This window comes from Halospeciosus flavus (assembly GCF_029814175.1).
GTDB lineage: Archaea > Halobacteriota > Halobacteria > Halobacteriales > Halobacteriaceae > Halospeciosus > Halospeciosus flavus.
Window position 1 is genome coordinate 64,378 of the sequence record NZ_CP122314.1, and the last position, 22,802, is coordinate 87,179.

The following is a 22,802-nucleotide window of genomic DNA, read 5'->3' on the forward strand; positions in this document are numbered from 1 at the left end:
CCGCAGGGGCGTACAGTCCGGCCGCGCTCGCGTCGCCGGCCGCGGCCGGACCCACCGGCGCACCCAACACGGCGGAGCCTAGTTGCTTAGGTCCACCACTAATGTGGGATGGCTGTCTACACAGTAGTAGGCGGTTCCGATGGCGAGTAAAACCCCCCCACTCCGACGGAATGACCGAGCCGTGCGAGAACTGCGGTCAGGAGACGGCTCACTCCGTCTCTATCGAACTTCGGACCGAGAGTTCGAAGTCCGAGAACGCCGAGTTCTCGCGCGAACCGTACCGCGTCGCCGAGTGTCGCGCCTGCGGCACGGAGTCGGCGACCCGGATGAACAACGCGTGAGACGACTGCCGTCAGTCATCTTTTAGCGACCGTCGCCGACTCCAGTTCCACACCCACCCGAGCAGCGGTGCCGTCGAGGAGACCGGACAGTCGGCCGCTAGCCGCAGGTGTGAGTGTGGCGAGACTTCGCCCGTCGAGTACTACAGGATACCGCGAAGCACAGCGTCAGCCGAAGACTTGCAGTCCGCGGTCCGTGGAGATGGCGACGTATCCGTCGCCGACCACGGGCGCGGACACCCACTCGTCGGCCGTCGGGACCGTCGCGGTACGCTCGCCGGTGGCGAGGTCGTATCGCTCCAGCGTTCCCGGCGCATCGACGGACGTGTGTGACGGAGTGCGGCAGACGAAAGCCGCGTCGCCGGCCGACGTCGGGAGCGTGAACTCCGTCCGTTCGTCCGTCGTGACCTGCCACCGGACTCGCCCCGTGGCCGCGTCCCGAGCGACGAGGGCGTCGGGTTCCCTGTCGAGGTCGGTCCCTTCACGGACGAGGACGGTCGAGTTCGTGACTGCGCCGACGAACGCGTCGGCGTCCAACTCCCGTCGCCACTCGACAGCGCCGGTTCGGCGGTCGAGAGCGACGACGGTCCCCCGATTCTCGCCGGTGTTCGCACCGAGGAAGACGCGGTCGGTACGGACGGTCGGGAACGGTTCGGGCGCGCCGGGGAGTACCGTCCGCCACTCGGGTCGACCACTCGCGGCGTCGAGTGCCAACACAGCGTGTTCGTCGCCGACAGAGATGGGGTAGAACACCAGTCGCGGGCTGACACCCGGCGCACGGACCCGGACGGGAGAACCGGTGTCGAGGTCGGTCCGCCAGCAGACGTGGTCGAGCGACGGGCCGAATGCCGTCGCAGCGGCCGTCTCCGTGTCGTCGGCGTACTCACTCTCGACGTACTGGAGACGCCCCGCTGCGAGCGTCGGCGGCGTCTCGACGGTGCCCGACCGGCGAGCGCGCGTCTCGCCCGTCGCAGTATCGAGGGAGACCACCGCCGGACGGTCGTCGCCCTTCGGGTACGTTCGGAGAAAGAGGCGACCGTCGGCGACGACCGGCGGGTGGAGGTCGGTGTCGGCGGGGTTCAACGGGAGTTCTCGCCGCCAGCGGCGGTGTCCCCCATCCACGTCGAACGCGGTGACGACGACCGGTCCGATTTCCTCCTCGCCGGCGCGCTCGTACGTGAAGAAGACTGTTCCATCGGCGACGGTCGGCCGTGGCGGAATCCCGAGAGTCTGATCGAGTCGTTCGTCCTCGTCCGTCCAGCGCGACTCGATCCGGTCGGGCGGGGCGGCACGGGCGGGAACGTGCCCGGTGTTCGCGGGGTCGGCCCGCGGGAACGGCCACGATGCGGGGTCGAGCAGTGCCGGGTCGGGCGTACACTCCGACCCGAAGACACCGCTACACCCGGCGAGCACGGCGCCGAGGGCGACACCCCCGTGGCCGAGGAGGGTGCGGCGCGTCGGAACCATCGAAGAGAGGTCGAGTCGCTGTCAGGATAGGTCTTGTGGGGCAGCGGGCCGGATTCGGGAGTGTTCTACTGGATCTGGTCGCGGTACTCCTCGGGCGTGAGGAGGTCGTCGAGGTCGTCCTCGTCGAAGTCGACTTCGAGCATCCAGCCACCCTCGAAGGGTTCCTCGTTGACGAGTTCGGGCTGGTCGTGGAGCGTGTCGTTGACCGCCGTGACCTCGCCGCTGACGGGCGCGTAGAGGTCCGAGACCGCCTTGATGGACTCGACGACGCCGAACGTCTCGCCCTGTTCGATCTCGTCGCCCTCGTCGGGCGTCTCGACGAAGACGACGTCGCCGAGTTCGTCCTGCGCGAAGTCGGTGATGCCGATCTTGCCGTCTTCGGGGCGAATCCACTCGTGCGATTCGAGGTAGTACAGGTCGTCGGGCACTTCGAAGCTCATGGGTTATCTCTCTAGGAACGGGGGTGTAACGATTTCGGACTTCTTCGCGTCGCCGCGGACGACGACGTTCACGATATCGCCGGACTCGAACTCGGTGTCGACGTAGCCGAGGCCGATGGGTTCGTTCAACGTGGGACTCATCGTCCCGCTGGTCACCTCGCCGACGACCTGCCCCTCGGGGGCGGTGACGTCGTAGCCGTGGCGGGGGATGCCGCGGTCGACGAGGCGGATGCCGACGAAGCGCTCGGTGACGCCCTCTTCCTTCTGCTGTTCGAGGGCGTCGCGGCCGACGAACTCGGTGTCGAGTTTCACGGTGAACCCGACGTTGGCCTCGAAGGGCGTCCGGGGGTTCTCCTCGGGGTCGAAGTCCTGTCCGGAGAGGAGGAAACCCATCTCGATGCGGAGCGTGTCGCGCGCGCCGAGTCCGCAGGGTTCGACGTCGCGTTCGTCGACGAACGCCCGCCAGACCTGCTCGGACTCGTCGGCCGGGAAGACGAGTTCGAAGCCGTCCTCGCCGGTGTAGCCGGTGCGCGCGACCCAGCAGTCGACGCCCGCCACCTCGGCTTCGGTCGCCGTGAACTTCGAGAGGTCGAGCAGGTCGGCGTCGTCGGCGGCCGCGTCGACGACCTTGCCGGGCGCCTCGGGACCCTGGACGGCGACCATGCCGTACTCCGTGGTGACGTTGCGGACCTCGGCGTCGAGTTCCCACTCGTCGCGGTGGGACACCCAGCGCTCGGTCATCTGCTCGTCGTGGCCGGCGTTGGGGACGAAGAGGAAGTCGGCGTCGTGGTCCGCGGGCATCCGGTAGACCACGGTGTCGTCGAGTACGACTCCCTCCTCGTCGGTAATCGTCGAGTACTGGGCGTCGCCGACGTCGAGGAGCGTCACGTCGTTGGTCGTGAGTCGTTGCATCAGCGCCTCGGCGTCGGGACCCGACACCTCGATCTCTCCCATGTGGGAGACGTCGAAGATACCGGCGTCCTCCCGGACGCTCTCGTGCTCGGAGCGGATCGACTCGAACTCGACGGGCATCTCCCACCCACCGAACTCCGTGAACCGCGCCCCGTGCTCGGCGTGTACGTCGCGTAGCGGTGGCGTCCGCAAGGCCATACCTCGTGGGTCGACCCCCGACAAGTAATGCTTTCGTGTTCGTGGGTGCGCCTCGGGTCGGGACGTCAGCCGAGTCGGTGGACGCCGGCCTCGGTCTCGACGTACACGGCGCCGTCGACCACGGCGGCGAATTTCGCGCGGTTCCCGACGGTGTGACGCCAGCGGACTCCCCCGTCCGCACGGTCGAGGCAGACGACGGTATCGCCCATCGAGTAGAGGACAGCCTCATCCGTCGCCGCGAGGTCGGAGACCCGCTTCTCGGTTTCGTGGACCCACGAGTCGTCGCCCGCGACGGTGAACACCCGACTCCGGTCCGTCAACTCCTGTCCGCCGACGACGACTGGTCGGTCCGCGAGCGCCATCGCGTGCAGTTCGCCGAACGCCGTGAGGTCGACGACAGATTCCGCCGTCCCGTGTTCGCCGTCGACTCTGTAGTACCGACTCAGGGCTGGAACGTCCGAGATGGTCTCCCCTCGTTTCGCGAGTCGTAGGCGGTCTGGAGGAGGTGGATCACCCCGTCGCGAACCGCGAACCCCGGCACGCGGCCGGACAGCCCGAACTGCCAGGCGAGGTCACCGGACTCGACGTCGTAGGCGAGGACGTTCGACCGGCGCGCGTAGAACCTGTCGGTCGGGAAGTTCGTCGCGTCGAACCGTCGCGTCGCCACGAGGTACGCCTTCCGCTGTCCGACGGCGGTACGGAGACGCACGTCGGTGTCGAGTGAGAGCCCCTCCGACGTCCCCCACTGTTCGGTCCCGTCGGGCGTCGCCCGCCAGATTCCGGGTGGTGCCGTCGAGAACACGCCGTCGGCGGTGGCGACTGGCGGCCCCGTGGTCCCGGCCCACTGGTGGCGCTCCGGAGGGATGTTGGACAGCGACACCGACCAGCGTTTCTCCCCGCTCCCGCGCTCGATGCCGACGAGTTTCGGCCCACCGGCGCCGACGACCACGAGGTCGTTGAGGAGGAGCGGACGTGACGGCTCATCGAGGTCGTGGTAGCTCCACTGCTTACCCTCCTCGTGGGAAACGGCAGTGACCGCCCGCTCGTCGGCGTGAACGAGCACCCCGTCGTCGACGACCGGCTTCGAGACGCCCTCGTCGAACCAAGTCTCGGAGACGTCGGCGGGGAGCGTCGCCTCGGGCGCGGCGAACGTCCGTCCGGCGTCGCCGCCGACCATCGGCCACGCGTTCGGCCCGGACGGTACCGACGCCTTCGGTGGTGCAGACCAGGGCCACTGGACGGAGCTACAGCCGGCGAGCCCGGTGGCGACGCCCGTACCGAGACCGGCCAGCAGGCGACGACGTGTGGGTGTGGGCGACACGCCAGAAGTGACAGATGGGCGAGTGAAGGGTGTTGTGGCTACTCGCCGCTCTCCTCGCGTTCCTCCTCGGGGTACTCGACGCTCTCCAGGCCGAAGTCGGCGGCCTCGTCGCGCCAGAACTCGTGGTACCCCTCCTCGTCGGCCTCGACGGTCGTCTCGCCCGAGCGGACCCGGTCGAGTTTGATGTTCACTTCTTCGAGGAGGCGCTCGCCGGCGGCGTCGCTAACGATACCCTCGTGGATGGCGTCCATGATGGCGCTCTTCTCCTGTTTGAGCAGCCGGCGCTCGCCGGCGAGCTTCTGTTCCTGGCGAATCTCGGGGTGCTCGCGGAGGAGTTCGTTGATGGCTTCACCGAGGTCGTCACGTTCGGATTCGTACTCGGTCGTGAAGTCCTCGTACACCCCACCCGGAATGTCGCCGCGCTGTTTGAGGTCCTCGGCGGCGTCGAGCGCACCGTCGACCGCGCGCCGGCGTGCGAGCAGGAGTTCGTACAGTTCCTGGGCCTCCGAGGTCGTGACGACGCCGAGTCGGTCGAGCAGGCGCTTCATCGAGAGTCCCTGGACGAGGAGGCTGAACGCGGCGACGGCGAAGACGAGCGCCCGGAGTCGCTGTCGGAGGACGGCGTCGAGTTCGGGAGGCAGTCCGAGGACGAGTGCGATAGGGATGGAGGCGTGGAGTCCCGACCACACCATGACGTGCTGGTAGTCGAGCGAGATGTCGCTGGACGAGATCCGGTTGACGACGGCGATGACGGGGTACAGACCGGTCGCACGCGAGAGGAGGACGAGCGGGATGGCGACGGCGATGAGGTCGGCGTAGCGCAGGAGGTCGCCGATGGGGGTCGTGATGCCGATCATCAGGAAGATGAAGGTGTTCGCGAGGAAGGCGCCCGTCTCCAGCGTGTTGAACACCGATATCTTCGTCTGCGGGCTCATCGCCTCATCGGCGCCGTGCGCGCCGATGAACAGGCCGGCGACGACGGTCGCGATGACGCCGCTGACGTGGAGGTAGTGCTCGGCAGCAGGAACGCGCCGTAGGCGAGGAGCAACGAGAGGACCGTCTCGGTCATGTGTTCGTCGAGGTTGTACATGACTCGGTAGACCGTGTACCCCGCGAGGAGACCGACGACGAGTCCGCCGAGGCTGACGACGAGTATCTCGGTCGCCACCGCGACGGCACGGTCGAGGGTGAAGACGGCGTCACGGGCGAGTTCCCCCGTCTCGACGCGTACCGCGAGGTCGACGACGGTCATGAAGAGGACGACGCCGACGCCGTCGTTGACGAGGCTCTCGCCCTCGACGAGGACCGAGAGTTGGTCGGGCGCGCCGAGTTCCTTGAACAGCGCGAGGACCGAGACGGGGTCGGTCGGGAGGATCATCACCGCGAACAGCAGGGCGACGAGTAGCGGGACGCCGAGCGCCTGCGAGCCGAGGAGCGTGAGGACGCCGACCGAGACGAGGAGACCGACGACGGCCAGCGAGACGATGGGGACGAGATTGCGGCGGAACTGTTCGAGTTCGGTGTTCGCGGCCCCCTCGAAGAGGATGGGCGGGAGGAGAACGAAGAGGATGAGGTCGTGCGAAATCGGGAGACCGGGATGGATACCGACGATAGAGGCCGTCAATCCGGCGACGAGCAGGGCGATGGTGTAGGGAAAGCTACCGACTTTCGCGACGAAGATACCGACTCCAGCGGCGAGGATGAACACCGCGAGCAAGTCGAGCAACTGGGCAGGGATACCGGCGGCAGCACTCATCGACAAGGTGTGCGAACGCCGGTGTGAAAAGCGATGGGGGCCGCGCTACTGGTACTCGGTGATGGTCAGGTCGTACTCGCCGCTGCCCGAGAAGGGCGTGACCATGACGTGGAGGTTGGTCGAGGTGTCCGGTTCGGTGATCGTGACCGTCTCCTGGCTGTCGGCGGTGTAGCCGCGGTAGTCGTAGTCGTCGGTGGTCGGACAGGAGCCTTCACCCTCGTCGACGTAGAGGTCGAAGTCGGCGTCCGAGGGACCCGAGAGGTCGACGACGACCTTGCTCGGGTCGTCGTACTGCCACGCCCACGACCAGCAGTCCTCGTCCCAGTAGCCGTCGAGGGAGTCGGAGACGGTCGCGCTGATGTGCTCCGTGGTCCCGTCGCCGCTCCCGTCGCCGGAGGGGTCCGTGGAGACGGCGCCGTCGGCGTCGACGCGACCGCTCCCCTGCTCGTCCTCGGAGAGGCCGACGTCGACGGCCGTCTCCTTCAGGTGCGCGCGCACCTCCGCGTTCGAGAGGTCCCACCGTGCGAGTGCCAACCCCGCGACGCCGGAGACGACCGGCGTGGCCATCGACGTGCCCGAGAGTCGCTCGTAGGACCCGCGGGTCTCCGTGGTGGTCGAGAGGACGTTCGTCCCGGGGGCGGTGAGTTCGATGTCGTCGCCGTAGTTCGAGTAGGAGGCGAACGTTCCGTCCGGGTCGAGCGCGGAGACGGCGACGCACTCGCTGTACGCGGCGGGGTAGTCGACGGAGTTCTTCCCGGCGTTCCCGGCCGCACAGACCACGAGGACGCCGTTGTCGTAGGCGTAGGAGACGGCGTTCTTCATCGTCTCGGTGTAGCCACCGCCACCGAGACTCATGTTGACGACGTCGGCCCCCTGGTCGGTCGCCCACACGATGGCGTCGGAGATGTCCGAGGTCGACCCCGTCCCGTCTTCGCTGAGGGCGCGCCCGCTGAGGAGACTCGACTCGCTGACGCCGGCGACACCCGACCCGTTGTCGGTCGCGGCGGCCGCGATGCCACCGACGTGGGTGCCGTGGTACTCGTCCTGCGGGACGTCGGGGTAGGGGTCCTCGTCGTCGTCGGCGAAGTCGTCGCCGTGGTAGGAGTCGGCGTCCGAGACGTTCGCCGCCAGGTCGGGGTGGTCGTACTGGATGCCCTGGTCGACGACCGCGACGGAGACCGACGACGACCCGAGGGTCGTCTCCCACGCCGCGGGCGCGTTCACCATCTGCGGGGCGTACTGGTCGCCGAATCGGGGGTCGTCCGGTGAGAGACTCGTCGTGTGGGTCGCGTTCCGCTCGGCGTACTTGATGCCCTCGCGCTTCTCGATCGCGTCGAGGAAGTGCTCGTGCGCGCGGTCGGGTGCCTCCTCGGGGAAGCGGACGGCGACGTAGCCGATCGTCTCGTTGCTGTGGACGACCCGCGCCTGGTCGGGGACGAACTGGGCGACGTGTTCCTCGGCGTCGTCGACGGTGTTCGTCACACCGACGAGTGCTTCGTTCGGTTTCGCGCCGGGCGTTCGCCCGGGTGTGGCGGCGGAGACGCCCGGAATCGCCGCGGCGGCGACGCCGACTGCACCGACACCTTCGAGGAACGTCCGACGGTCAGTGTGGGGGGAGTCTTCGGTCATGTGTCGTCCGAACCTTCCCGAGTGAGGGGTTTACATTTTGCTTTAGATCGTAAATACAATCTTCTAGAGTTGTTGAAAATACGACCGGCACGGTTAACCACGTTCGCCACGAAGCGCGGCCATGGCCGGGTTTCTGGACCGAGTCGCCGGCGACGAGACGGACGCGCTGTCCCAACCGCGGGTCGCGCTCTTCGTCGACGGACCGAACGTCCTGCGAGAAGAGTTCGACGTAGACTTAGACGACGTCCGCGAGGCCGCCGAGCGGGCGGGCGACCTCGTCACGACGCGCCTCTACCTCGACGAGCACGCGACGCCGGGTCTCATCCAGGCGGGCGAAGCCCGCGGGTACGAGGTCCAGGTGACGAGCGGTGACGTCGACGTGAAACTCGCGGTGGACGCGACGGAACTGGTCGTCGAGGGCGGTATCGACGTCCTCACCATCGCCTCCCGCGACACCGACTTCAAGCCCGTACTGGAGAAGGCGGGCCGGCACGGACTTCGGACGCTCGCCATCGCGCCGGGCGAGCACGGTCGGTCGGACGCGCTCCGGAACGCCGCGACCGACGCGGTGTCGCTCGAAGAGGCGACGGCCGAGGACTGAGCGTCGATTCCCCGGAGGTCACCACGGAGACCCACCGAAGGCGGACACTCGACAGTCGAAACGAAGCGCGAGCTTATGCTGTGGGGTGGCCTACCAACCACCATGAACGACACCGACGAACCCGCTATCGCCCGGACCGACGCGGTCACCGTCGAACGAACGGTCGAGCGCAAGGACCGCGGCGTGACCGCGGAGTACGTCCTGACGACGGCCACCGAGAGTCCCGTGCGCGCCCGAATCGAACAGTCGTTCACCGGTGACCCCATCGACGAGATCGGGTTCCACCCCGACCACTCCCCCACCGAGTGGGACGCCGACGACTCGGGAGTGGCCTTCGAGACCGTGGTCCGACCGGACGAGCCGACGACGGCCGTCCTCGGACTCGTGACCGAAGACGTCCACGACGGCCTCCTCGACGGTGAGCCCCGCGTAACCCGCGTCGAGTCCGTCACCGACCCGTCGTCAGAATCGGCAGAGCCGACGGAGACCTCCGGGAGAGACGCCGGTGCCGACGCCGGTGTCGAGGGCGCCGGCGACGTCCCCGCTTCGGGGAAAGACAGTCTCCTCGCCGACGTGAAGCGTATCGTCCTCGGGTCGTCGACGCCGGCCGAGTCACCCGAACCGCCGGCCGCGTCGAACGTGGTCGCAGACCGAGGCGAAATCGAGAGCGGAGGTGAAGGCGTGGACGAGCGTGAGGAGACTGTCACTCCCGAATCGGTCGGAATCGAGCCAGCCACGACCGACGAATCGCAGGACTCCGACGAGCCAGCAGCACCCGTCGACGTCGTCGAGCGCGTCGTCGACGCCGAGACGGACGAGACGACCGAGGCGGCGATCGAACCGGCGACCGAGGCACCCGATCCAGCGGACGAGTCGGTCGTCACTGCAGACGCCGAACCCGCTGACGAGGGAGGTGACGACGCCAGTTCGTCACTCGTCGAGCGTCTCGTCGCCGAACTGGAGACGGGCGAGACCGACGAGGCACAGCGAGAGGCCCTCCGCGAGGCGCTCGGCGTCGCGGAGTCGCCGGCGGAGTCAACCGGCGAGAGCGTCGCGGTCCGACTCCGCCACCTCCAGACGCGGATGGAGGACTTCGCCGCGTACGCCGACGTGCTGGAGGAGGTCATCGACCAGTACGGGACGGACTTCCTCGCCGAGACGGAGACACGCCTCGACGACGTCGACGACGAACTCGACACGGTCCGGACGGCGGCCGACGACGCACGCGACGCTCGGGCCGCCCTCCGTGAGGACGTCGCCGCCCTCCGGGACGAGGTGGCGGACGTCGGTGACGAGACCGCGGCCGTCCGCGAGGACATCGACGACATCCGCGGAGAACTGGACGCCCTCGGCGAGTCCCACGAGACGCGTGTTCGGCGCCTGGAGGACGACGTGGACATGCTCGCCGGCGACGCCCGACAGGCCCGCGCCGACCTCCGCGAGGACGTCGCCGACCTCCGTCGGGAGGTCCGTGACCTGACGCAGATGCGCGAGGCGCTCTCCACTGCGTTCGGCAGCGGCGGCCCGACCGAGGAACTCTGGGGCTTTTCCCGCCGGCGGGCGAACCGCCGGACATGCGCGACCTCGACACGCCCGTTCTCGACAACCACCTCCACCTCGACCCGGACAACGCCCGCGGTATCGAGGCCGTGAAGGACTTCGCCCGCAGCGGCGGCACCCACCTGCTCGTCGTCAACAAGCCGTCGTGGCACCTCGGCGTCGAGGCCGAGACCGGCGAGGACTTCCGCGCGGTCTTCGAACGCACTCTCGAAATCGTCGACCAGGCCGCGAAAGTGCTCCGCGGGACCGCCTGGCCCGTGCTGGGCGTCCACCCCGGACTGATCTCGCGACTCGTCGACGAGCGTGGCTTCACTCCGGAGGAGGCCCGCGACCTGATGTGCGCGGGTATCGACGTCGCCGCCGAGTACGCCGCCGACGGGAAGGCGGTCGCGCTCAAGTCCGGACGCCCGCACTACGACGTCTCCGACGCGGTGTGGGAGGCGTCGAACGACGTGCTCGAGCACACGTTGGCGAAGGGGGCCGAGACGAACGTCGCCGTCCAACTCCACACCGAGATGACCGACGACCTCACCGACGTCGCCGACTGGGCCGAAGAGCAGGGTCTCCCTCCCGAGCGCGTCGTCAAACACTACGCAGTCGGCGAACTCGCCGGCGTCACGCCGAGCGTCATGTGCGAGAAGGAGTATCTGGAGGAGGCCATCGAGACGGAGGAGTTCTTCCTGATGGAGACCGACTACGTCGACGACCCCGACCGGCCAGGTGCGGTGATGGGACCGAAGACGGTCCCGCGGCGCGTCGACTGGCTCCTCTCGCAGGGATACGACGACGCGGTCCGGCGCGCGCACGTCGAGACGCCGCTGGCAGTCTACGACGTCGACACGGAGGCGACGCTGGACTGACGCGTACAGCACCAGACAGGCCCGAATCGCCCGCCGACGCAGCCGAGAGGCGCGCTACCACCGAACTCGTCTTGAAGGAAAGGCCTTTGTCTCGGGCGGCCGGCGTAGTGAGTATGAGCGAAGCCCCCGAGGAGGAGTTCTACTCCGAGGAACGCTGGAACAACTGGCTCGACCGCCTCCGCGAGGAGGAGATCGACCCCGAAGACGAGGAGTCGGCTCGACTCCTCCTCAACCTACAGGACGACGTCGCCATCGCCGTCGCGAAGATCGTCACCGCGTACGACGACGGCGAACTCGAACAGGAAGAGACCCTCGAAGAACTCGCGGACATCCGCGAGACGGTGCTCGCCGAACCCGACATCGAGGACGAGGACACGCTGATGCTCGTCGACGGCGTCCAGACGAGCCTCGTCGCCGTCTTCTACTCCGCCGAGCAGTACGTCGCGGACGGCGTCGCCGAGGAGGCGAGCGTCGAAGAGTACGTCCACGCCGCGGCCGAGGCCGAATCCGAGGAGGACTTCGACCGCGCGCTCGGTCTCGCCGCCTGCGCGGGCACCCGCATCATCGACGGCGAGGACCTCGACATGGACGTCGTCGCCGACATCGAGTACGGCCTCGTCACCGAGTGGGTCAACGGCCTCGACAGCCTGCAGGACGCCCTCGCCGAACCCGAGTTCATCGAGGACGAAGACGAGGACTGAGCGACCACGGTCGCCGGACTTTAAGTATTGGTGCGCGCAAGTGACGGTATCGTGAAACTCCGGGACGACCGCCGTGGCGTGTCGACTGTCGTCGGTGCCGTACTCGTCTTCGGCATCCTCGTCGTCTTGCTCTCTCTCTACCAGGCACAGGTCGTTCCCGCGCAGAACGAAGCGGTCGAGTTCCAGCACGCACAGGCCGTCCAGTCGGACATGGTCCACCTCCGCGACGGACTCCTCCGGACGGCCTCCTCGGGGAACACCTACCCGACGAGTGTCGCCCTCGGCGCACGCTACCCCTCGCGGATCTTCTTCGTAAATCCCCCGCCCGTGAACGGTCGGTTGACGACCGAGACGGTCGGCGGCGGACAGATAATCGTCGACAACGCGAAGGCACTCGACGGCGAGACTGCCGACTACTGGGGCGGCGGCGAACACACGTTCGCCTCGAAGTCGCTCGTCTACGAGGCGGAGTACAACTACCTCGACGACTCGCCACGCATCGGGTACGAGAACACGTTGCTCTACCGGAACTACACCAGCGAGAACGCCACGCTGATCGACGCCCGTCCGACCGTCGTCGACGGGAGCGAGATCACGCTCGTCGCACTCGGTGGGAACCTCACGGAAGGCGGATCCGAGTCGGCGAGTGTCGCGCCACGACCCGTGAGCGCGCCGTACACCGAAATCGCGGTGACGAACGCGAGCAAGAACATCACGATCACGCTGCCGACGGCGCTGCCGGTCGCGAAGTGGAACCAGACGCTCGCCAGCGAGTACGACACCGACCCGAACGACGGCGACGACCGCCATCTCCTCGCCGTCGAGCGCACTGGGTCGGGCGCGGTCCGACTCGTCCTCGAACCCGGAACGTACACGCTCAAGATGGCGAAGTTGGGTGTCGGGACCGGTGTCGAACGACCCGGTGCGCACTACCTGACCGAGATACGTGGTGGCGGCGCCACGGTGCAAGTCGGTGGGACAGAACGCCTCGTCGCACAGGTCCGCGACCGGTTCAACAACCCGGTCGCCGGCGTGAGCGTCAACGCCACAGCGGAGAGCGGCAGAGTCTCGCCGACGTCGGCAACGAGCGGCGAGCAGGGCAAAACGGCGTTCATCTACCAGGCGCCGGACAGCATCTCCGACGCGAGCGAAACTGTGAACGTGACCGCCTCGTACGGACCCAACCAGAGACAGACCGTGACGTTCGAGGTCCGGGTCGTTAGCGCCGGCGGGACGGGCGGGAGCGGCAATAATCCCACCTTCGACACCTTCACGGTCAAGGACCAGTCGAATGGGTCCCAGGCACGCTTCGAAGTCCATTGGAAAGTGAGCGACACCGACGCGAACCTCGACACCGTCGAGTTCCACCTCCGACGGAACGATACCATCGTCGACTCGACTGCCGTCAATATTCAGGGGAAGTCGGCGAACGACAAGACGACGCTCACGGAATCCGATGGTTACGGCAAGTCCTACACCATCGTCGGTGTCGTCACCGACACACAGGGGAACGAGGCCAAACGGAACACTACGGACACTGCGGGCGGAACAAATCCGTAACTCTTCCACGATCGTCGAACCCCACAATCGACAAATCCATATGCCCGTCCCGTGAAGAACCGTCCAAGACATGACTGCAGTTGGAATCGACGCCGTCGAAATCTGGACGGGAAAACTGAAACTCGACCTCCCCGGGACGTTCGCCCCCGAGAAGGGCGACGACCCCGAGAAGTACACGAAGGGACTGGGACTCAACAACTCCTCGTTCCCCGACGCCTACGAGGACATCGTCACGATGGGCGCGAACGCCGCCCACCGGCTGATGGAGCGCAAGGGTCTCTCGCCCGACGACATCGGCCGCATCGACGTCGCGACCGAGTCGGCCTTCGACAACTCGAAGCCCGTCTCGACGTACGTCGCCGGCTGTCTCGAACAGGTCTACGACGGTGACTTCCACCACGCGAACAAGGGCGAGCGGAAGTTCGCCTGCATCGCGGGGACCCAGAGTCTCGACGACGCCTACAACTGGATCAAGGCCGGGCGAAACCGCGGGCGGGGCGCGCTCGTCATCGCGACCGACACCGCGCTCTACGCCCGCGGCGACGCCGGCGAGGCGACGCAGGGCGCCGGCGCCGTCGCGATGTACGTCACCGAGGACCCCGACCTCGTCGAACTCTCGACCCACCAGGGCTACGGGAGCGCCGACGAGACTGACTTCCTCAAGCCCAACCAGCAGTTCCCGAGCGTCGACGGGAAGCGCTCCATCCAGGTGTACCTCGCCCGGATGCGCGAGGCCCTCGAAGACTTCGAGAGCGTCGCCGGCGCGTCCCATCCCGACCAGTACGAGTACATCCCGTTCCACACGCCATTCCCGGGTATGGTCCGGAAGGCCGCCGTCCTCGGCTACCGTCACATGATCCGCGGGACGCCCATCGAGGAGGAACTCGCCGCCGAGATCGGCGAACTCCCGCGCCCCGAGGGGTTCGCGGAGGACGAGGACTACCAGGAGGCCATCCGCGAGTACATGGACGCGCTCTCGGACACCGACGCCTACCGCGAGTGGTACGCCGAGGCCATCGAACCGACGCTCTCGGTCTCCCGTGAGGTCGGGAACTGGTACACCGGGTCGGTCCACCTCGCACGCCTGAGCGCGCTCCGCGACGCCGCGGAGAAGGGCACCGACATGGCGGGCAAGAAACTCCTCGTCGGCTCCTACGGCTCCGGCGCACAGGCCGAGATCCACGCCGAGACCGTCGCCGACGAGTGGGACGAGGAGATCGAGGCCATCGACGTCGAGTCGCAACTCGACCGGCGCTACGACCTCTCCTTCGAGGAGTACGAGGAGGTCCACGACCGCCACAACCACGAGAAGCAGACCGAACTCGAACCGTTCACGACCCCCGACGGCGAGTTCGTCTTCGACGGCTGGGGCCGCATGAACGAGCGGAAGTACACCTACGTCGAGTAGCGCGTCTCCGTCTCCGTCTCCGTCTTCCCGTCTCTCCCCGTCTCTGCCGTCTCCTCTCCGTTCTCTCTACGATCCTCGATGGAGCGCCAGCGCCACGAGTCCTCCGACGGGTGCGGCGAGGCCGAGTCCGAGCAAGACGCCGAACACGCGGCCGAGCGAGACGAGGCCGAGACCGAAGCCGACGAAGAAGACGACGCTCCCGGACCCGAGCGCGACGGCGAGGGAGTAGCGAACCGACTCCAGCGAGGCGCCGAGCCAGCGGTACGTGAGTGCGGCGGTGACGAAGGCGCTCCCGGCGGCCGTCCACCGCGGGTCCGGGACGAAGTAGAGCGGTCCGACGAGGCGGACCGGTCCGGTCACGAGTTCGGGCGTGGACACGCCCGCGACGACGGCCGCGGCCGCGGCGGCGACGACGGCGAACGCGAGGCGACTGACGTGCACAGTCGACGTTTCTCGGCGGGATAGAAAAACGGTCCTGTCGACGGTTCAGGCCAGCGCGCGGAGGGAGTCGAGCATCTCGTCGACCGGCGTCTCGCAGACGGCCAGCGAGTAGCCGTCGCGGCGGGCGAGGCGGGGGGCGTGTTCCCAGAGTTCGTCCTCGTCGATGCCGTGGAGGAGGACGGCGTTCGGCGTCGGGTTCACGACGCGGAGGGCGACCAGCGGCGACTCCCCGCGAGAGACACCGGTGAATCCGAGCAGCCGGTTCGTACTCTGCCCGTAGAGGCGGTAGAACTCGTCCGAGGAGAGTTTCGTGATGGCCTTGATGCTGTTGATGATCGTGTGGCCGTTGACGGTGTCGCGGTCGCCCGCGGCGACCTCGGTCGCGTCGATGGCGTCGTAGACGTCGCCGAGCGGGACCGACGTCGGGTACTCGCGGAGGTCGAGGACGACGTCGCTCTCGAACCCCGCGGAGAGGACGCGGGCGTACTGGCGGATGCGGTCGCCGCCGCGCTGCTCGTCGATGTCGAGCAGGCCCTCGACGAGTCGGCTCACGAGCCCGATACCGGGGCTCTCGCGGCGCCCGCTCTCGTAGTCGGAGATGACCGAAGAAGAGACGTCGAGTTCCTCGGCGAGGTCGGTCTGCGAGACGTTGAAGTCGGTCCGCCACTTCCGGAGCGTCGCACCTGGGTCGTCGCTGAGCGTGATCTCCCCGGCGATACGCTCGGCGAGTCCCTCCCGCGGGTCCGGTTCCATACCCTGATAGACGCTACCGCGTCGAAAAAGCGTATCGAAACTGGGGTTCGACACCCGCCGAACCGACGAACGAAAAGCCGTGGAGACCCACTACTCGGTCGTGCCCTCGGAACTCGTCCACCTCGCGTTCGCGGGCTACCTCGCCGCCGCGTTGCTGGGTCCGGCCTTCTCGACGCGGACCGTCGCGGTCGTCCTCGCCGCCGCCGCGATCCCCGACGTCGACTCCGTCCTCGCCATCTGGTTGCCCGGGACCCACCGGGCACTCCTCCACACGCTCCTCCTCCCGTTGGTCCTCGGCGTCCTCCTCGCTGCCGACCTGCGGCGCGAGGACTCCGTGGTCCGCCCGCTGTTCGACGGCCACGGCCTGCGGGTGGCGGCCGTCGCCCTCGGTGCGCTCACCCTCGGCGGCATCGCCCCCGACCTGTTCACGAACGGCGTGAACCTCTTCTACCCGTTCCACGACCGCTTCTACACGCTGAACGGCGACCTCTCGCTGTCGACGACGCGCGGGGTCGTCCAGACGTTCGTGGAGTTCCACGAGGGCGGCGGCCGGACCGCGGGCGGCACCACCGAGTCGACCTTCTACTACACGGGCATCGACACGGACCGCGGTGCGGACCCGCGGAACGCCGAACGGGTCTTCCCGCTCGTCTCCTCGGGGATGCAGTTGCTCGTCGTCGCGACGAGCGCACTCGTCCTGTGGGGGCGGTTCCGCGACGCGAACCGCCAGCGCTAACGGCGCGCCCGTCGACCCGCCGAGTATGCCCACGGTCAGACCGTACGACCCCGGCAGCGACGCCGAGGCGCTTTGGGAACTGAAGCGTGCGTTCGAACTCGGTCTCGGCAGCGGCACCGGCGGCGAGGAGAAGGCCGAGACCTACGAGTCGAAACTCACCGACGACTACCGGACGGGCTACCTCGAGTGGGTCGACCGCTGCGTCGAGGCCGACGAGCGGAGCGTGCAGGTGCTCGAAGCCGACGGCGACCTCCTCGGGTACGTGTTCGTCCTCCCCGAGACTCACAGCTACATCTGGGACGCGGCGGTCCTCAACGAAATCTACGTCCGCGAGCAGGCCCGCGGGACGGGCGACGCCGACGACCTGATGGAGGCGGCCCTCGACGTCGCCCGCGAGCAGGACCTCCCGCTCGACCGGATGGTCCTCGACGTCGACGAGCAGAACGAGCGCGCGAAGGCGTTCTACGAGCGCCACGGCTTCGAGCACTGGGGCGAGTTGGTCGCCCGCGACCTCTAGTCGACTCAGTCCTCGCCGAGCACGCCCGCGATGGCGCCGCCGACACCGCCGACGACGGCGGGGTAGACGACCCCCGCGAGGAGGACGCCGGTCACGAGGTCCGGCGCGATGGTGTAGTCACCGCGAGTCGCGGTGAAGAGGAAGACGCCGACGAGCGCGAGGAAGACGTAGCCGAGCGTGACCGACGCCCCGTGTGTCGCGCCGGTCTGCGGGTCTTCGGCCCCCGCGTGGTGGGCGACGGCCGCGCCCGCGACGAAGAGACAGCCGACCGGTACGATGTAGAGGAGCGTCGGCGCGTCGCCCGAAGCGATCCAGTTGCGGGCGACGCTCCCGCCGCCGAGCGTGGGGTGCGTGAACGCGACGAAGTGGGCGTTGTAGAACAGCCAGCCGACGGCCTTCCACGCGGGGATGGCGTCGCCCCCGAAGAACTGGAGCACGGCGTTGATGCCGCGCAGCATCTCGCGGACGTGACTCGCCTGCCAGACGTACGTCACGAGGTAGCCGAGCAGGTAGGCGGCGATACCGGCGACGGCGCTGGCGACGTAGGGCTTCTCGCTTCGCTCTTGGAGGGCGGACATGCCCGGGTGTGCGAACGGGACGGCGAAATCGCTTCTGGCTAGTCGGGGGGCGACTCGCCGTCGTCGGTACCGTCGGCACCATCGGCACCGTCGGCGTCGTCGACGCCGCGGGCCGCGGCGTACTGCTCGGCCGAGACGGTGTACTCGTGGAGGTCGGCGACGGACCCGTCGGCCCGCGGGTGCCAGTTGCGGAGGACGCCCTCGTACTGGCCGCCGTGGCGGGCGACGTACTTCTCGATAGCGCCGTGGGCGCGCTCGTTCTCGACGGCGCAGGCCGCGACGACCAGGTCCAAATCGAGGCGGACGAAGGCGAGTTCGAGGAAGCGGTCGGCCCGCTCACCGGCGTAGCCCCGGCCCCAGAACGGCTTGCGGAGCCAGATGCTCAACTGGGCCGTCTGCTGCTCCCAGTAGGGGATGAGTGCGGTCGTCCCCGCGGGTTCGCCCGCGTTCGGTTCACCGGATTTCGGCCGGATGGTGTACATCGCGAGTTCGCCTCGCTCCCAGCGCCGTTCCGCCCCGGCGAGCGTATCGAAGGTGCGCTTGGGGACGGCGTGTGGTTCGTAGGCGAGGTGTTCGAACTCCGCGGCGGCGGTCTCGCTGTGAGCGGCGCTCCGTCGCTCGAACGCGTCGCGGACGTCGACGTCGCCCCGCGTGAATCGGACGAACCTGAGCCGTTCGCTCTCCAGACGTTCGGGGAAGAGGTCACTCATCGCGATACTCCGCCCGCGAGAGGGTGTAACGTCGCTGGTCGACCAGTTCGCCGCCGCGGTTCACCGCGTTTCGGATGCGTGCTTCGAAGCGCCCGCCGTTGCGTTCGAGGAACTTCTCGAGTGCCCGCCGGGCCGTGTCCGCGCCCACGTCGTGGTGGACCGCGACGAGGTCGAGGTCGAGGTCGTCGAAGACGACGTCGACGAGGAGGTCGCCGACTTCCTGGGCGTACTCCCGACCGCGTTCCGCGGGTGCGAGCCAGAGCGCGAGGTTCCCGGTCCGCCGCTCCCAGTCGGGTTCGAGCGTCGCGAGTCCCACGACGTCGCCCTCGACGGTGACGCCGTAGGTCGCCGCCTCCCCCTCCCGCCAGCGTCGCTGACTCTCTCCGAGGAAGTCGTACGTCTCCTTGACCGTCGCGTGTGGGAAATCTAACAACGCCCCACCCGCGCCGACGTCGGGCCGAACCGCCACGTCGCCGCCGGTCCCCTGCGCTCCCCCACAGAGCGCGTAGAGGTCGTAGACGTCCACCAGTTCGTCGGTCAATCGTTCGAGTCGAAGCCGCTCCGAGACGAGGGTCTCGGGGAACATGTTCTCGAAGTAACACCGACCGCCCCCTAACCATACCTACATATTACAGACACATATCCAGCTGAATAGACGTTCGCGGCCGGGTTCGGAGACGGGTCCAGCGTCTTTTGGCTCCCCGCCGAGTAAGACGTGTATATGTTCGGCATCGTCTCCACTGCCGCCGCGAGCGCTCGTCTCTCACGTGTCCGAGGGGTGTTCGGCCGGTGGTAGACTGGACGGAGAAGTACCGCCCGAAGTCGCTCTCGGAGATACGCGGGAACAACAAAGCCCGCGACCAACTCCGCGAGTGGGCGGAGACGTGGGAGGACCACCGCGAGGCGGTCATCGTCCACGGGTCGCCCGGCGTCGGGAAGACCTCGGCGGCCCACGCCCTCGCCAACGACATGGGGTGGGACACCATCGAACTGAACGCCTCCGACCAGCGGACGGCCTCCGTCATCGACCGGGTCGCCGGCGAGGCGGCGAAGAGCGGCACGCTCGGCGGCGGCGAGAGCGGCCGAAAGCTCGTCCTCCTCGACGAGGCGGACAACATCCACGGCAACGCCGACCGCGGTGGCTCGCGGGCCATCACGGGCGTCGTGAAGGAGTCGAGTCAGCCCATCGTCCTCGTCGCCAACGAGTACTACGACATGTCGAAGACGCTGCGGAACGCCTGCCAGGAGATCGAGTTCCGCGACGTCTCGAAGCGCTCTATCGTCCCCGTGCTCCGGGACATCTGCCGGCGCGAGGACATCAACTACGACGACGATGCGCTCGACCGACTCGCCGAGAAGAACAGCGGCGACCTCCGCTCGGCCGTCAACGACCTCCAGGCGCTCGCCGAGGAGGCCGAACGACTCACCGTCGACGACGTGGTGACCGGCGAGCGCGACACGACCGAGGGCATCTTCGACTTCCTCGACGACGTCATCAAACACGAGAGCGCGGAGGACGCGCTCCACTCGGCCTACGACGTCGACGAGACACCCGACGACCTCCTCAACTGGGTCGAGGACAACGTCCCCAAGGACTTCCGGGGCGACGAACTCGCCACCGCCTACGACTTCCTCTCGAACGCCGACAAGTGGCTCGGCCGCGTGCGCGCCACGCAGAACTACTCCTACTGGCGCTACGCGACCGACAACGTCGCGGCCGGCGTGGCGGCCTCGCGTCGACACGACCACGGCGGGTGGACGCGTTACGGGCCGCCGAGTTACTGGTCGAAACTCGGTCGCTCGAAGGGCACCCGCGAGACGCGCGACTACATCGCCTCCCGCATCGCCGAGGACGCGGGGGTCTCGATGGCCACCGCGCGTCGCGAGATCATGCCCTTCCTCGCGGCGATGACCCACCACTGCAAGAACCGGGAACTCACCGTCGCGATGGCCTCCCGCTACGACATGGACGAGTCCCACGTCTCGTTCGTCACCGGGAGCGGGAAGGACACGAACAAGGTCCAGTCCATCGTCGAGGACGCCGAGGAACTCGAAGCCGAACGGGCCGTCGAGCACTCCGGCGGCGCCTTCGAGGGACAGGCCGAGACCACCGAGATGGCCGCCACCGACCCCGAATCCGACGGCGAAGCGGGTGGCGAAGACGACGTCGACACCGAGGAACGCGCCGAAGACGCCGAGGACGACGACTCGCAGGCCGGCCTCTCGGACTTCATGTAGCGGCCCGGGTGACCGTCACCCACCTGAAAGCTTACCCCGGTTCGGTCGGTCCGATCGAGTGTGACTACGCCCTCCACGACGCGACGCGGTTTCCTGGCGACGGCACTCGCAGCCACGAGCGCCGGCTGTGCTGCGCTCCCGTTCGTCGGCGGCGTCTCTCCGCCCGAGCGAGTCGAGCCACAGACCGACGCGGTGACCGCCCGCTACCGGTTCGACGGCCCTCTCGAACGCCCGGCCGTCGACGGTGAGACGGTCTACGCGGCGACCGCCAGTCGGGACGACTCGTTCCTCCCCCCGACCTTCGACCCGACGTCGCCCGGACTCGTCGCCGCGCTCACGTCCGACGGGGTCGAGTGGCACGCGGAGACGTTCGCGCCGGCGACGAACCGACTGCGGGCGAGCGACGGGCAGGTGTACGGTCCCTTCGGCCACGCCGGCGCGAGCGAACGACGACTCCTCCGCGTCGGCCCCGACAGGACCGTGTGGCGGACCGACGCCGTCGACAAGTCGCTCGCCGTCCTCGGATTCGACCGGGAGACGGTCTACACCGGCACCTACAACGACGCGGTCGCACCGTTCGGCGGAGAGACCGTCTCCGCAGTCGACCGCACCGACGGGACGACTCGGTGGACGGCCGAGTCGGGCGACACGTGGAACGGGCTCGGTGTCGTCATCGGCGGGACGCTCGTCGTCGCCGTCGGGGGCGTCGCGACGATGGCGTTCGCGACCGAGGACGGGACGGAACGGTGGTCGGTCGAAGAACGGTACCTCGGCGTCGGTACTGGGTCGAGCACGGACGCGCCCGTCGTCGCGACCGTCGCCAGGGGGTCGGACACGCCGACCGTCCGCGGCCGGAACGTCGACACCGGCGACGAGCGGTGGCACCACGTACTGGACGCGGACGACAACTTCGTCGTCGCCGGCGGAACCACGGACAGGAGTACCGTCTACGTCACCGAGTTCGACGGGTTCGTCCTCGCACTCGACGCCGCCGACGGGTCCGTCCGCTGGTCGCGGCAGTTCGAGGACGCCACCCGGTCGGAACCGGTCGTCGCGGGCGACTCGCTCCTCGTCGCCGGCGAAGGGACGCTCTACGCGCTCGACCGGGCGACCGGGGAGACGCGCTGGACGGCCAGCGGAAGTGGAGGAATCGACCGGGTCCATTCGCAGGGTGACCGGGTCGTCGTGGGGACGCGTCTCGACGAGCACCGCTGGCGAATCCGCTCGCTGTCCCTCGCCGACGGTGCGGAGCGGTGGACGTTCACCGAGGAGGCACGACAGGTCTGGACGACCGTGGGCGACGTCGTCGCCGTCGGGACGAGTGCGGGGTTCCTCTCGGTCGTCGAGTGACTCGACACCGACGCCTCCCGCGCCCGAACGTGTGCTCACTCCTGCACGTCGAACAGCAGCGCGACCACGCCGCCGTCGTCGACGGCCGCTGTGAGTTCCTCGCGACTCGGTACGTCCGCACCCTCGATGTCGAGGCTCACGCGTGGGGCCGCGTCGAGGCCCTCGCGCTGGAGGAACGCGCGGAGGTACTTCGCGACGCGCCGGGGTCCGAGACGACTTCGACGGTCGCCGGGACGTCGTCGCCCCGGTGGGTGAGGGTCACCGACTCGCCCGTATCGAGGTCGGTGGCCCACCCTCGGTCGGTGAACGCGACGAGGTCGGCGCCGCGCGAGGACTCGTGGTAGCCGACCGGTTCGGCCCGCGTCTCACCGGTCTCGGCGTCGGTGTGGGAGACGAGCAGGAGTTCGTCGCTGACGAGGTCGTGGAACGGCGAGCGGAGGACGAGTCTCGCCGTCGGGTAGACGAGGTGCGCCATCAGGGCGTCGGGGAGGGTCACTCGACGCCGAGACGCGTGTGTCGGTCATACTCGGGCAGAGGGACGCGGCGGAGAAAAGCAGTGGGAGACGGAGCCGTTCTTTAAGTACTCCACGGGAGTATATAACTGAGAATCGGACGTCCGGGAAGGCCACGCCGTCGTGCATCCGCGAGCGAGCGGTTGGAAGACCCGAGCGAAGCGGTTCACTCGCGGCGAAGTCACGAGGCCGACGAACGACTACCGCGAACGAAGT

The 22,802-nt window shown here is 68.2% G+C and carries 25 protein-coding genes; 11 read left to right on the plus strand and 14 right to left on the minus strand.

Features of this window, described 5'->3' with window-relative positions:
* The first annotated feature begins 101 nt into the window (after positions 1 to 101).
* Positions 102 to 341: a DUF7835 family putative zinc beta-ribbon protein gene (locus P0Y33_RS18800; RefSeq protein ID WP_456071256.1), complete on the plus strand. Its 240-nt coding sequence runs from the start codon at positions 102 to 104 to the stop codon at positions 339 to 341.
* Between the two features lie 165 nt (positions 342 to 506).
* On the opposite strand, the gene P0Y33_RS18805 is transcribed toward P0Y33_RS18800, so the two are convergent.
* The 8 genes from P0Y33_RS18805 to P0Y33_RS18835 all read right to left on the minus strand — a co-directional run bounded on the left by P0Y33_RS18805 (position 507) and on the right by P0Y33_RS18835 (position 8,061).
* On the minus strand, positions 507 to 1,805 hold the full coding sequence (locus P0Y33_RS18805; RefSeq protein WP_279530368.1) for an outer membrane protein assembly factor BamB family protein: 1,299 nt from the start codon (positions 1,803 to 1,805) through the stop codon (positions 507 to 509).
* A 65-nt stretch (positions 1,806 to 1,870) separates the two neighbouring features.
* On the minus strand, positions 1,871 to 2,245 hold the full coding sequence (gene gcvH, locus P0Y33_RS18810) for a glycine cleavage system protein GcvH (RefSeq protein ID WP_279528525.1): 375 nt from the start codon (positions 2,243 to 2,245) through the stop codon (positions 1,871 to 1,873).
* A gap of 3 nt (positions 2,246 to 2,248) precedes the next feature.
* Complete coding sequence (gene gcvT / locus P0Y33_RS18815) at positions 2,249 to 3,355, minus strand: glycine cleavage system aminomethyltransferase GcvT (protein WP_279528524.1); 1,107 nt, start codon at positions 3,353 to 3,355, stop codon at positions 2,249 to 2,251.
* A 65-nt stretch (positions 3,356 to 3,420) separates the two neighbouring features.
* Complete coding sequence (locus P0Y33_RS18820) at positions 3,421 to 3,717, minus strand: outer membrane protein assembly factor BamB family protein (RefSeq protein WP_279528523.1); 297 nt, start codon at positions 3,715 to 3,717, stop codon at positions 3,421 to 3,423.
* Positions 3,718 to 3,797: 80 nt separating this feature from the next.
* Positions 3,798 to 4,676, minus strand: coding sequence for an outer membrane protein assembly factor BamB family protein (locus tag P0Y33_RS18825; protein WP_279528522.1), 879 nt, complete (start codon positions 4,674 to 4,676; stop codon positions 3,798 to 3,800).
* A 38-nt stretch (positions 4,677 to 4,714) separates the two neighbouring features.
* Positions 4,715 to 5,665 (minus strand): cation:proton antiporter domain-containing protein, encoded by a 951-nt coding sequence (locus P0Y33_RS18970; protein WP_321170521.1) that lies wholly within the window; start codon positions 5,663 to 5,665, stop codon positions 4,715 to 4,717.
* Complete coding sequence (locus P0Y33_RS18975) at positions 5,608 to 6,432, minus strand: cation:proton antiporter domain-containing protein (RefSeq protein ID WP_321170519.1); 825 nt, start codon at positions 6,430 to 6,432, stop codon at positions 5,608 to 5,610. The genes P0Y33_RS18970 and P0Y33_RS18975 overlap by 58 nt, the downstream gene beginning before the upstream one ends.
* 45 nt (positions 6,433 to 6,477) lie before the next feature.
* Positions 6,478 to 8,061, minus strand: a complete 1,584-nt coding sequence (locus P0Y33_RS18835) for a S8 family serine peptidase (protein ID WP_279528520.1) — start codon at positions 8,059 to 8,061, stop codon at positions 6,478 to 6,480.
* 121 nt (positions 8,062 to 8,182) lie between these two features.
* Between P0Y33_RS18835 and P0Y33_RS18840 the strand changes: the two genes are divergently transcribed.
* From P0Y33_RS18840 to hmgB, 6 genes are all read left to right on the plus strand, one after another.
* Complete coding sequence (locus P0Y33_RS18840; protein WP_279528519.1) at positions 8,183 to 8,662, plus strand: NYN domain-containing protein; 480 nt, start codon at positions 8,183 to 8,185, stop codon at positions 8,660 to 8,662.
* A 102-nt stretch (positions 8,663 to 8,764) separates the two neighbouring features.
* A complete protein-coding gene (locus tag P0Y33_RS18845) occupies positions 8,765 to 10,315 on the plus strand; it encodes a hypothetical protein (protein WP_279530369.1) in 1,551 nt (516 codons plus the stop codon).
* Positions 10,237 to 11,082, plus strand: a complete 846-nt coding sequence (locus tag P0Y33_RS18850) for a TatD family hydrolase (protein WP_279530370.1) — start codon at positions 10,237 to 10,239, stop codon at positions 11,080 to 11,082. The genes P0Y33_RS18845 and P0Y33_RS18850 overlap by 79 nt, the downstream gene beginning before the upstream one ends.
* Positions 11,083 to 11,195: 113 nt before the next feature.
* Positions 11,196 to 11,783 (plus strand): DUF2150 family protein, encoded by a 588-nt coding sequence (locus P0Y33_RS18855; protein ID WP_279528517.1) that lies wholly within the window; start codon positions 11,196 to 11,198, stop codon positions 11,781 to 11,783.
* Positions 11,784 to 11,813: 30 nt separating this feature from the next.
* Entirely contained in the window at positions 11,814 to 13,343 is a 1,530-nt protein-coding gene (locus P0Y33_RS18860; protein ID WP_279528516.1) for an Ig-like domain-containing protein, read from the plus strand.
* 70 nt (positions 13,344 to 13,413) lie between these two features.
* Positions 13,414 to 14,751 (plus strand): hydroxymethylglutaryl-CoA synthase, encoded by a 1,338-nt coding sequence (gene hmgB / locus P0Y33_RS18865; protein WP_279528515.1) that lies wholly within the window; start codon positions 13,414 to 13,416, stop codon positions 14,749 to 14,751.
* Positions 14,752 to 14,817: 66 nt separating this feature from the next.
* Here hmgB and P0Y33_RS18870 read toward each other — a convergent pair whose 3' ends face one another.
* Positions 14,818 to 15,192, minus strand: coding sequence for a hypothetical protein (locus tag P0Y33_RS18870; protein ID WP_279528514.1), 375 nt, complete (start codon positions 15,190 to 15,192; stop codon positions 14,818 to 14,820).
* 45 nt (positions 15,193 to 15,237) lie between these two features.
* Positions 15,238 to 15,945 (minus strand): helix-turn-helix domain-containing protein, encoded by a 708-nt coding sequence (locus P0Y33_RS18875; protein ID WP_279528513.1) that lies wholly within the window; start codon positions 15,943 to 15,945, stop codon positions 15,238 to 15,240.
* A 100-nt stretch (positions 15,946 to 16,045) separates the two neighbouring features.
* Between P0Y33_RS18875 and P0Y33_RS18880 the strand changes: the two genes are divergently transcribed.
* Together P0Y33_RS18880 and P0Y33_RS18885 are read left to right on the plus strand one after the other, a co-directional pair.
* Positions 16,046 to 16,681, plus strand: a complete 636-nt coding sequence (locus tag P0Y33_RS18880; RefSeq protein WP_279530386.1) for a metal-dependent hydrolase — start codon at positions 16,046 to 16,048, stop codon at positions 16,679 to 16,681.
* A gap of 25 nt (positions 16,682 to 16,706) precedes the next feature.
* Positions 16,707 to 17,198, plus strand: a complete 492-nt coding sequence (locus P0Y33_RS18885) for a GNAT family N-acetyltransferase (protein WP_279528511.1) — start codon at positions 16,707 to 16,709, stop codon at positions 17,196 to 17,198.
* A 5-nt stretch (positions 17,199 to 17,203) separates the two neighbouring features.
* On the opposite strand, the gene P0Y33_RS18890 is transcribed toward P0Y33_RS18885, so the two are convergent.
* The 3 genes from P0Y33_RS18890 to P0Y33_RS18900 are packed head-to-tail and all read right to left on the minus strand — an operon-like array spanning position 17,204 to position 19,072.
* The gene (locus P0Y33_RS18890; protein ID WP_279528510.1) at positions 17,204 to 17,776 is read right to left on the minus strand and encodes a transporter; all 573 of its coding nucleotides are present in this window, start codon (positions 17,774 to 17,776) and stop codon (positions 17,204 to 17,206) included.
* A gap of 38 nt (positions 17,777 to 17,814) precedes the next feature.
* Entirely contained in the window at positions 17,815 to 18,486 is a 672-nt protein-coding gene (locus P0Y33_RS18895; protein WP_279530371.1) for a GNAT family N-acetyltransferase, read from the minus strand.
* A complete protein-coding gene (locus P0Y33_RS18900; protein WP_279528509.1) occupies positions 18,479 to 19,072 on the minus strand; it encodes a GNAT family N-acetyltransferase in 594 nt (197 codons plus the stop codon). Before P0Y33_RS18900 ends, P0Y33_RS18895 begins: the two co-directional genes overlap by 8 nt.
* A 203-nt stretch (positions 19,073 to 19,275) precedes the next feature.
* On the opposite strand from P0Y33_RS18900, the gene P0Y33_RS18905 reads away from it, so the two are divergent.
* Together P0Y33_RS18905 and P0Y33_RS18910 are read left to right on the plus strand one after the other, a co-directional pair.
* Complete coding sequence (locus P0Y33_RS18905; RefSeq protein WP_279528508.1) at positions 19,276 to 20,724, plus strand: replication factor C large subunit; 1,449 nt, start codon at positions 19,276 to 19,278, stop codon at positions 20,722 to 20,724.
* 60 nt (positions 20,725 to 20,784) lie between these two features.
* The gene (locus P0Y33_RS18910; RefSeq protein WP_279530372.1) at positions 20,785 to 22,074 is read left to right on the plus strand and encodes an outer membrane protein assembly factor BamB family protein; all 1,290 of its coding nucleotides are present in this window, start codon (positions 20,785 to 20,787) and stop codon (positions 22,072 to 22,074) included.
* A 136-nt stretch (positions 22,075 to 22,210) separates the two neighbouring features.
* On the opposite strand, the gene P0Y33_RS18915 is transcribed toward P0Y33_RS18910, so the two are convergent.
* On the minus strand, positions 22,211 to 22,570 hold the full coding sequence (locus P0Y33_RS18915; protein ID WP_279530373.1) for a hypothetical protein: 360 nt from the start codon (positions 22,568 to 22,570) through the stop codon (positions 22,211 to 22,213).
* Positions 22,571 to 22,802: the final 232 nt, after the last annotated feature.

Bases quoted from the DNA above. Each gene is read 5' to 3' on its own strand.
- P0Y33_RS18800 (WP_456071256.1), top strand. From the start codon at position 102: ATGTGGGATGGCTGTCTACACAGTAGTAGGCGGTTCCGATGGCGAGTA.
- P0Y33_RS18805 (WP_279530368.1), bottom strand. From the start codon at position 1,805: ATGGTTCCGACGCGCCGCACCCTCCTCGGCCACGGGGGTGTCGCCCTC.
- gcvH (WP_279528525.1), bottom strand. From the start codon at position 2,245: ATGAGCTTCGAAGTGCCCGACGACCTGTACTACCTCGAATCGCACGAG.
- gcvT (WP_279528524.1), bottom strand. From the start codon at position 3,355: ATGGCCTTGCGGACGCCACCGCTACGCGACGTACACGCCGAGCACGGG.
- P0Y33_RS18820 (WP_279528523.1), bottom strand. From the start codon at position 3,717: ATGGCGCTCGCGGACCGACCAGTCGTCGTCGGCGGACAGGAGTTGACG.
- P0Y33_RS18975 (WP_321170519.1), bottom strand. From the start codon at position 6,432: ATGAGTGCTGCCGCCGGTATCCCTGCCCAGTTGCTCGACTTGCTCGCG.
- P0Y33_RS18835 (WP_279528520.1), bottom strand. From the start codon at position 8,061: ATGACCGAAGACTCCCCCCACACTGACCGTCGGACGTTCCTCGAAGGT.
- P0Y33_RS18840 (WP_279528519.1), top strand. From the start codon at position 8,183: ATGGCCGGGTTTCTGGACCGAGTCGCCGGCGACGAGACGGACGCGCTG.
- P0Y33_RS18845 (WP_279530369.1), top strand. From the start codon at position 8,765: ATGAACGACACCGACGAACCCGCTATCGCCCGGACCGACGCGGTCACC.
- P0Y33_RS18850 (WP_279530370.1), top strand. From the start codon at position 10,237: ATGCGCGACCTCGACACGCCCGTTCTCGACAACCACCTCCACCTCGAC.
- P0Y33_RS18855 (WP_279528517.1), top strand. From the start codon at position 11,196: ATGAGCGAAGCCCCCGAGGAGGAGTTCTACTCCGAGGAACGCTGGAAC.
- hmgB (WP_279528515.1), top strand. From the start codon at position 13,414: ATGACTGCAGTTGGAATCGACGCCGTCGAAATCTGGACGGGAAAACTG.
- P0Y33_RS18875 (WP_279528513.1), bottom strand. From the start codon at position 15,945: ATGGAACCGGACCCGCGGGAGGGACTCGCCGAGCGTATCGCCGGGGAG.
- P0Y33_RS18885 (WP_279528511.1), top strand. From the start codon at position 16,707: ATGCCCACGGTCAGACCGTACGACCCCGGCAGCGACGCCGAGGCGCTT.
- P0Y33_RS18890 (WP_279528510.1), bottom strand. From the start codon at position 17,776: ATGTCCGCCCTCCAAGAGCGAAGCGAGAAGCCCTACGTCGCCAGCGCC.
- P0Y33_RS18895 (WP_279530371.1), bottom strand. From the start codon at position 18,486: ATGAGTGACCTCTTCCCCGAACGTCTGGAGAGCGAACGGCTCAGGTTC.
- P0Y33_RS18900 (WP_279528509.1), bottom strand. From the start codon at position 19,072: ATGTTCCCCGAGACCCTCGTCTCGGAGCGGCTTCGACTCGAACGATTG.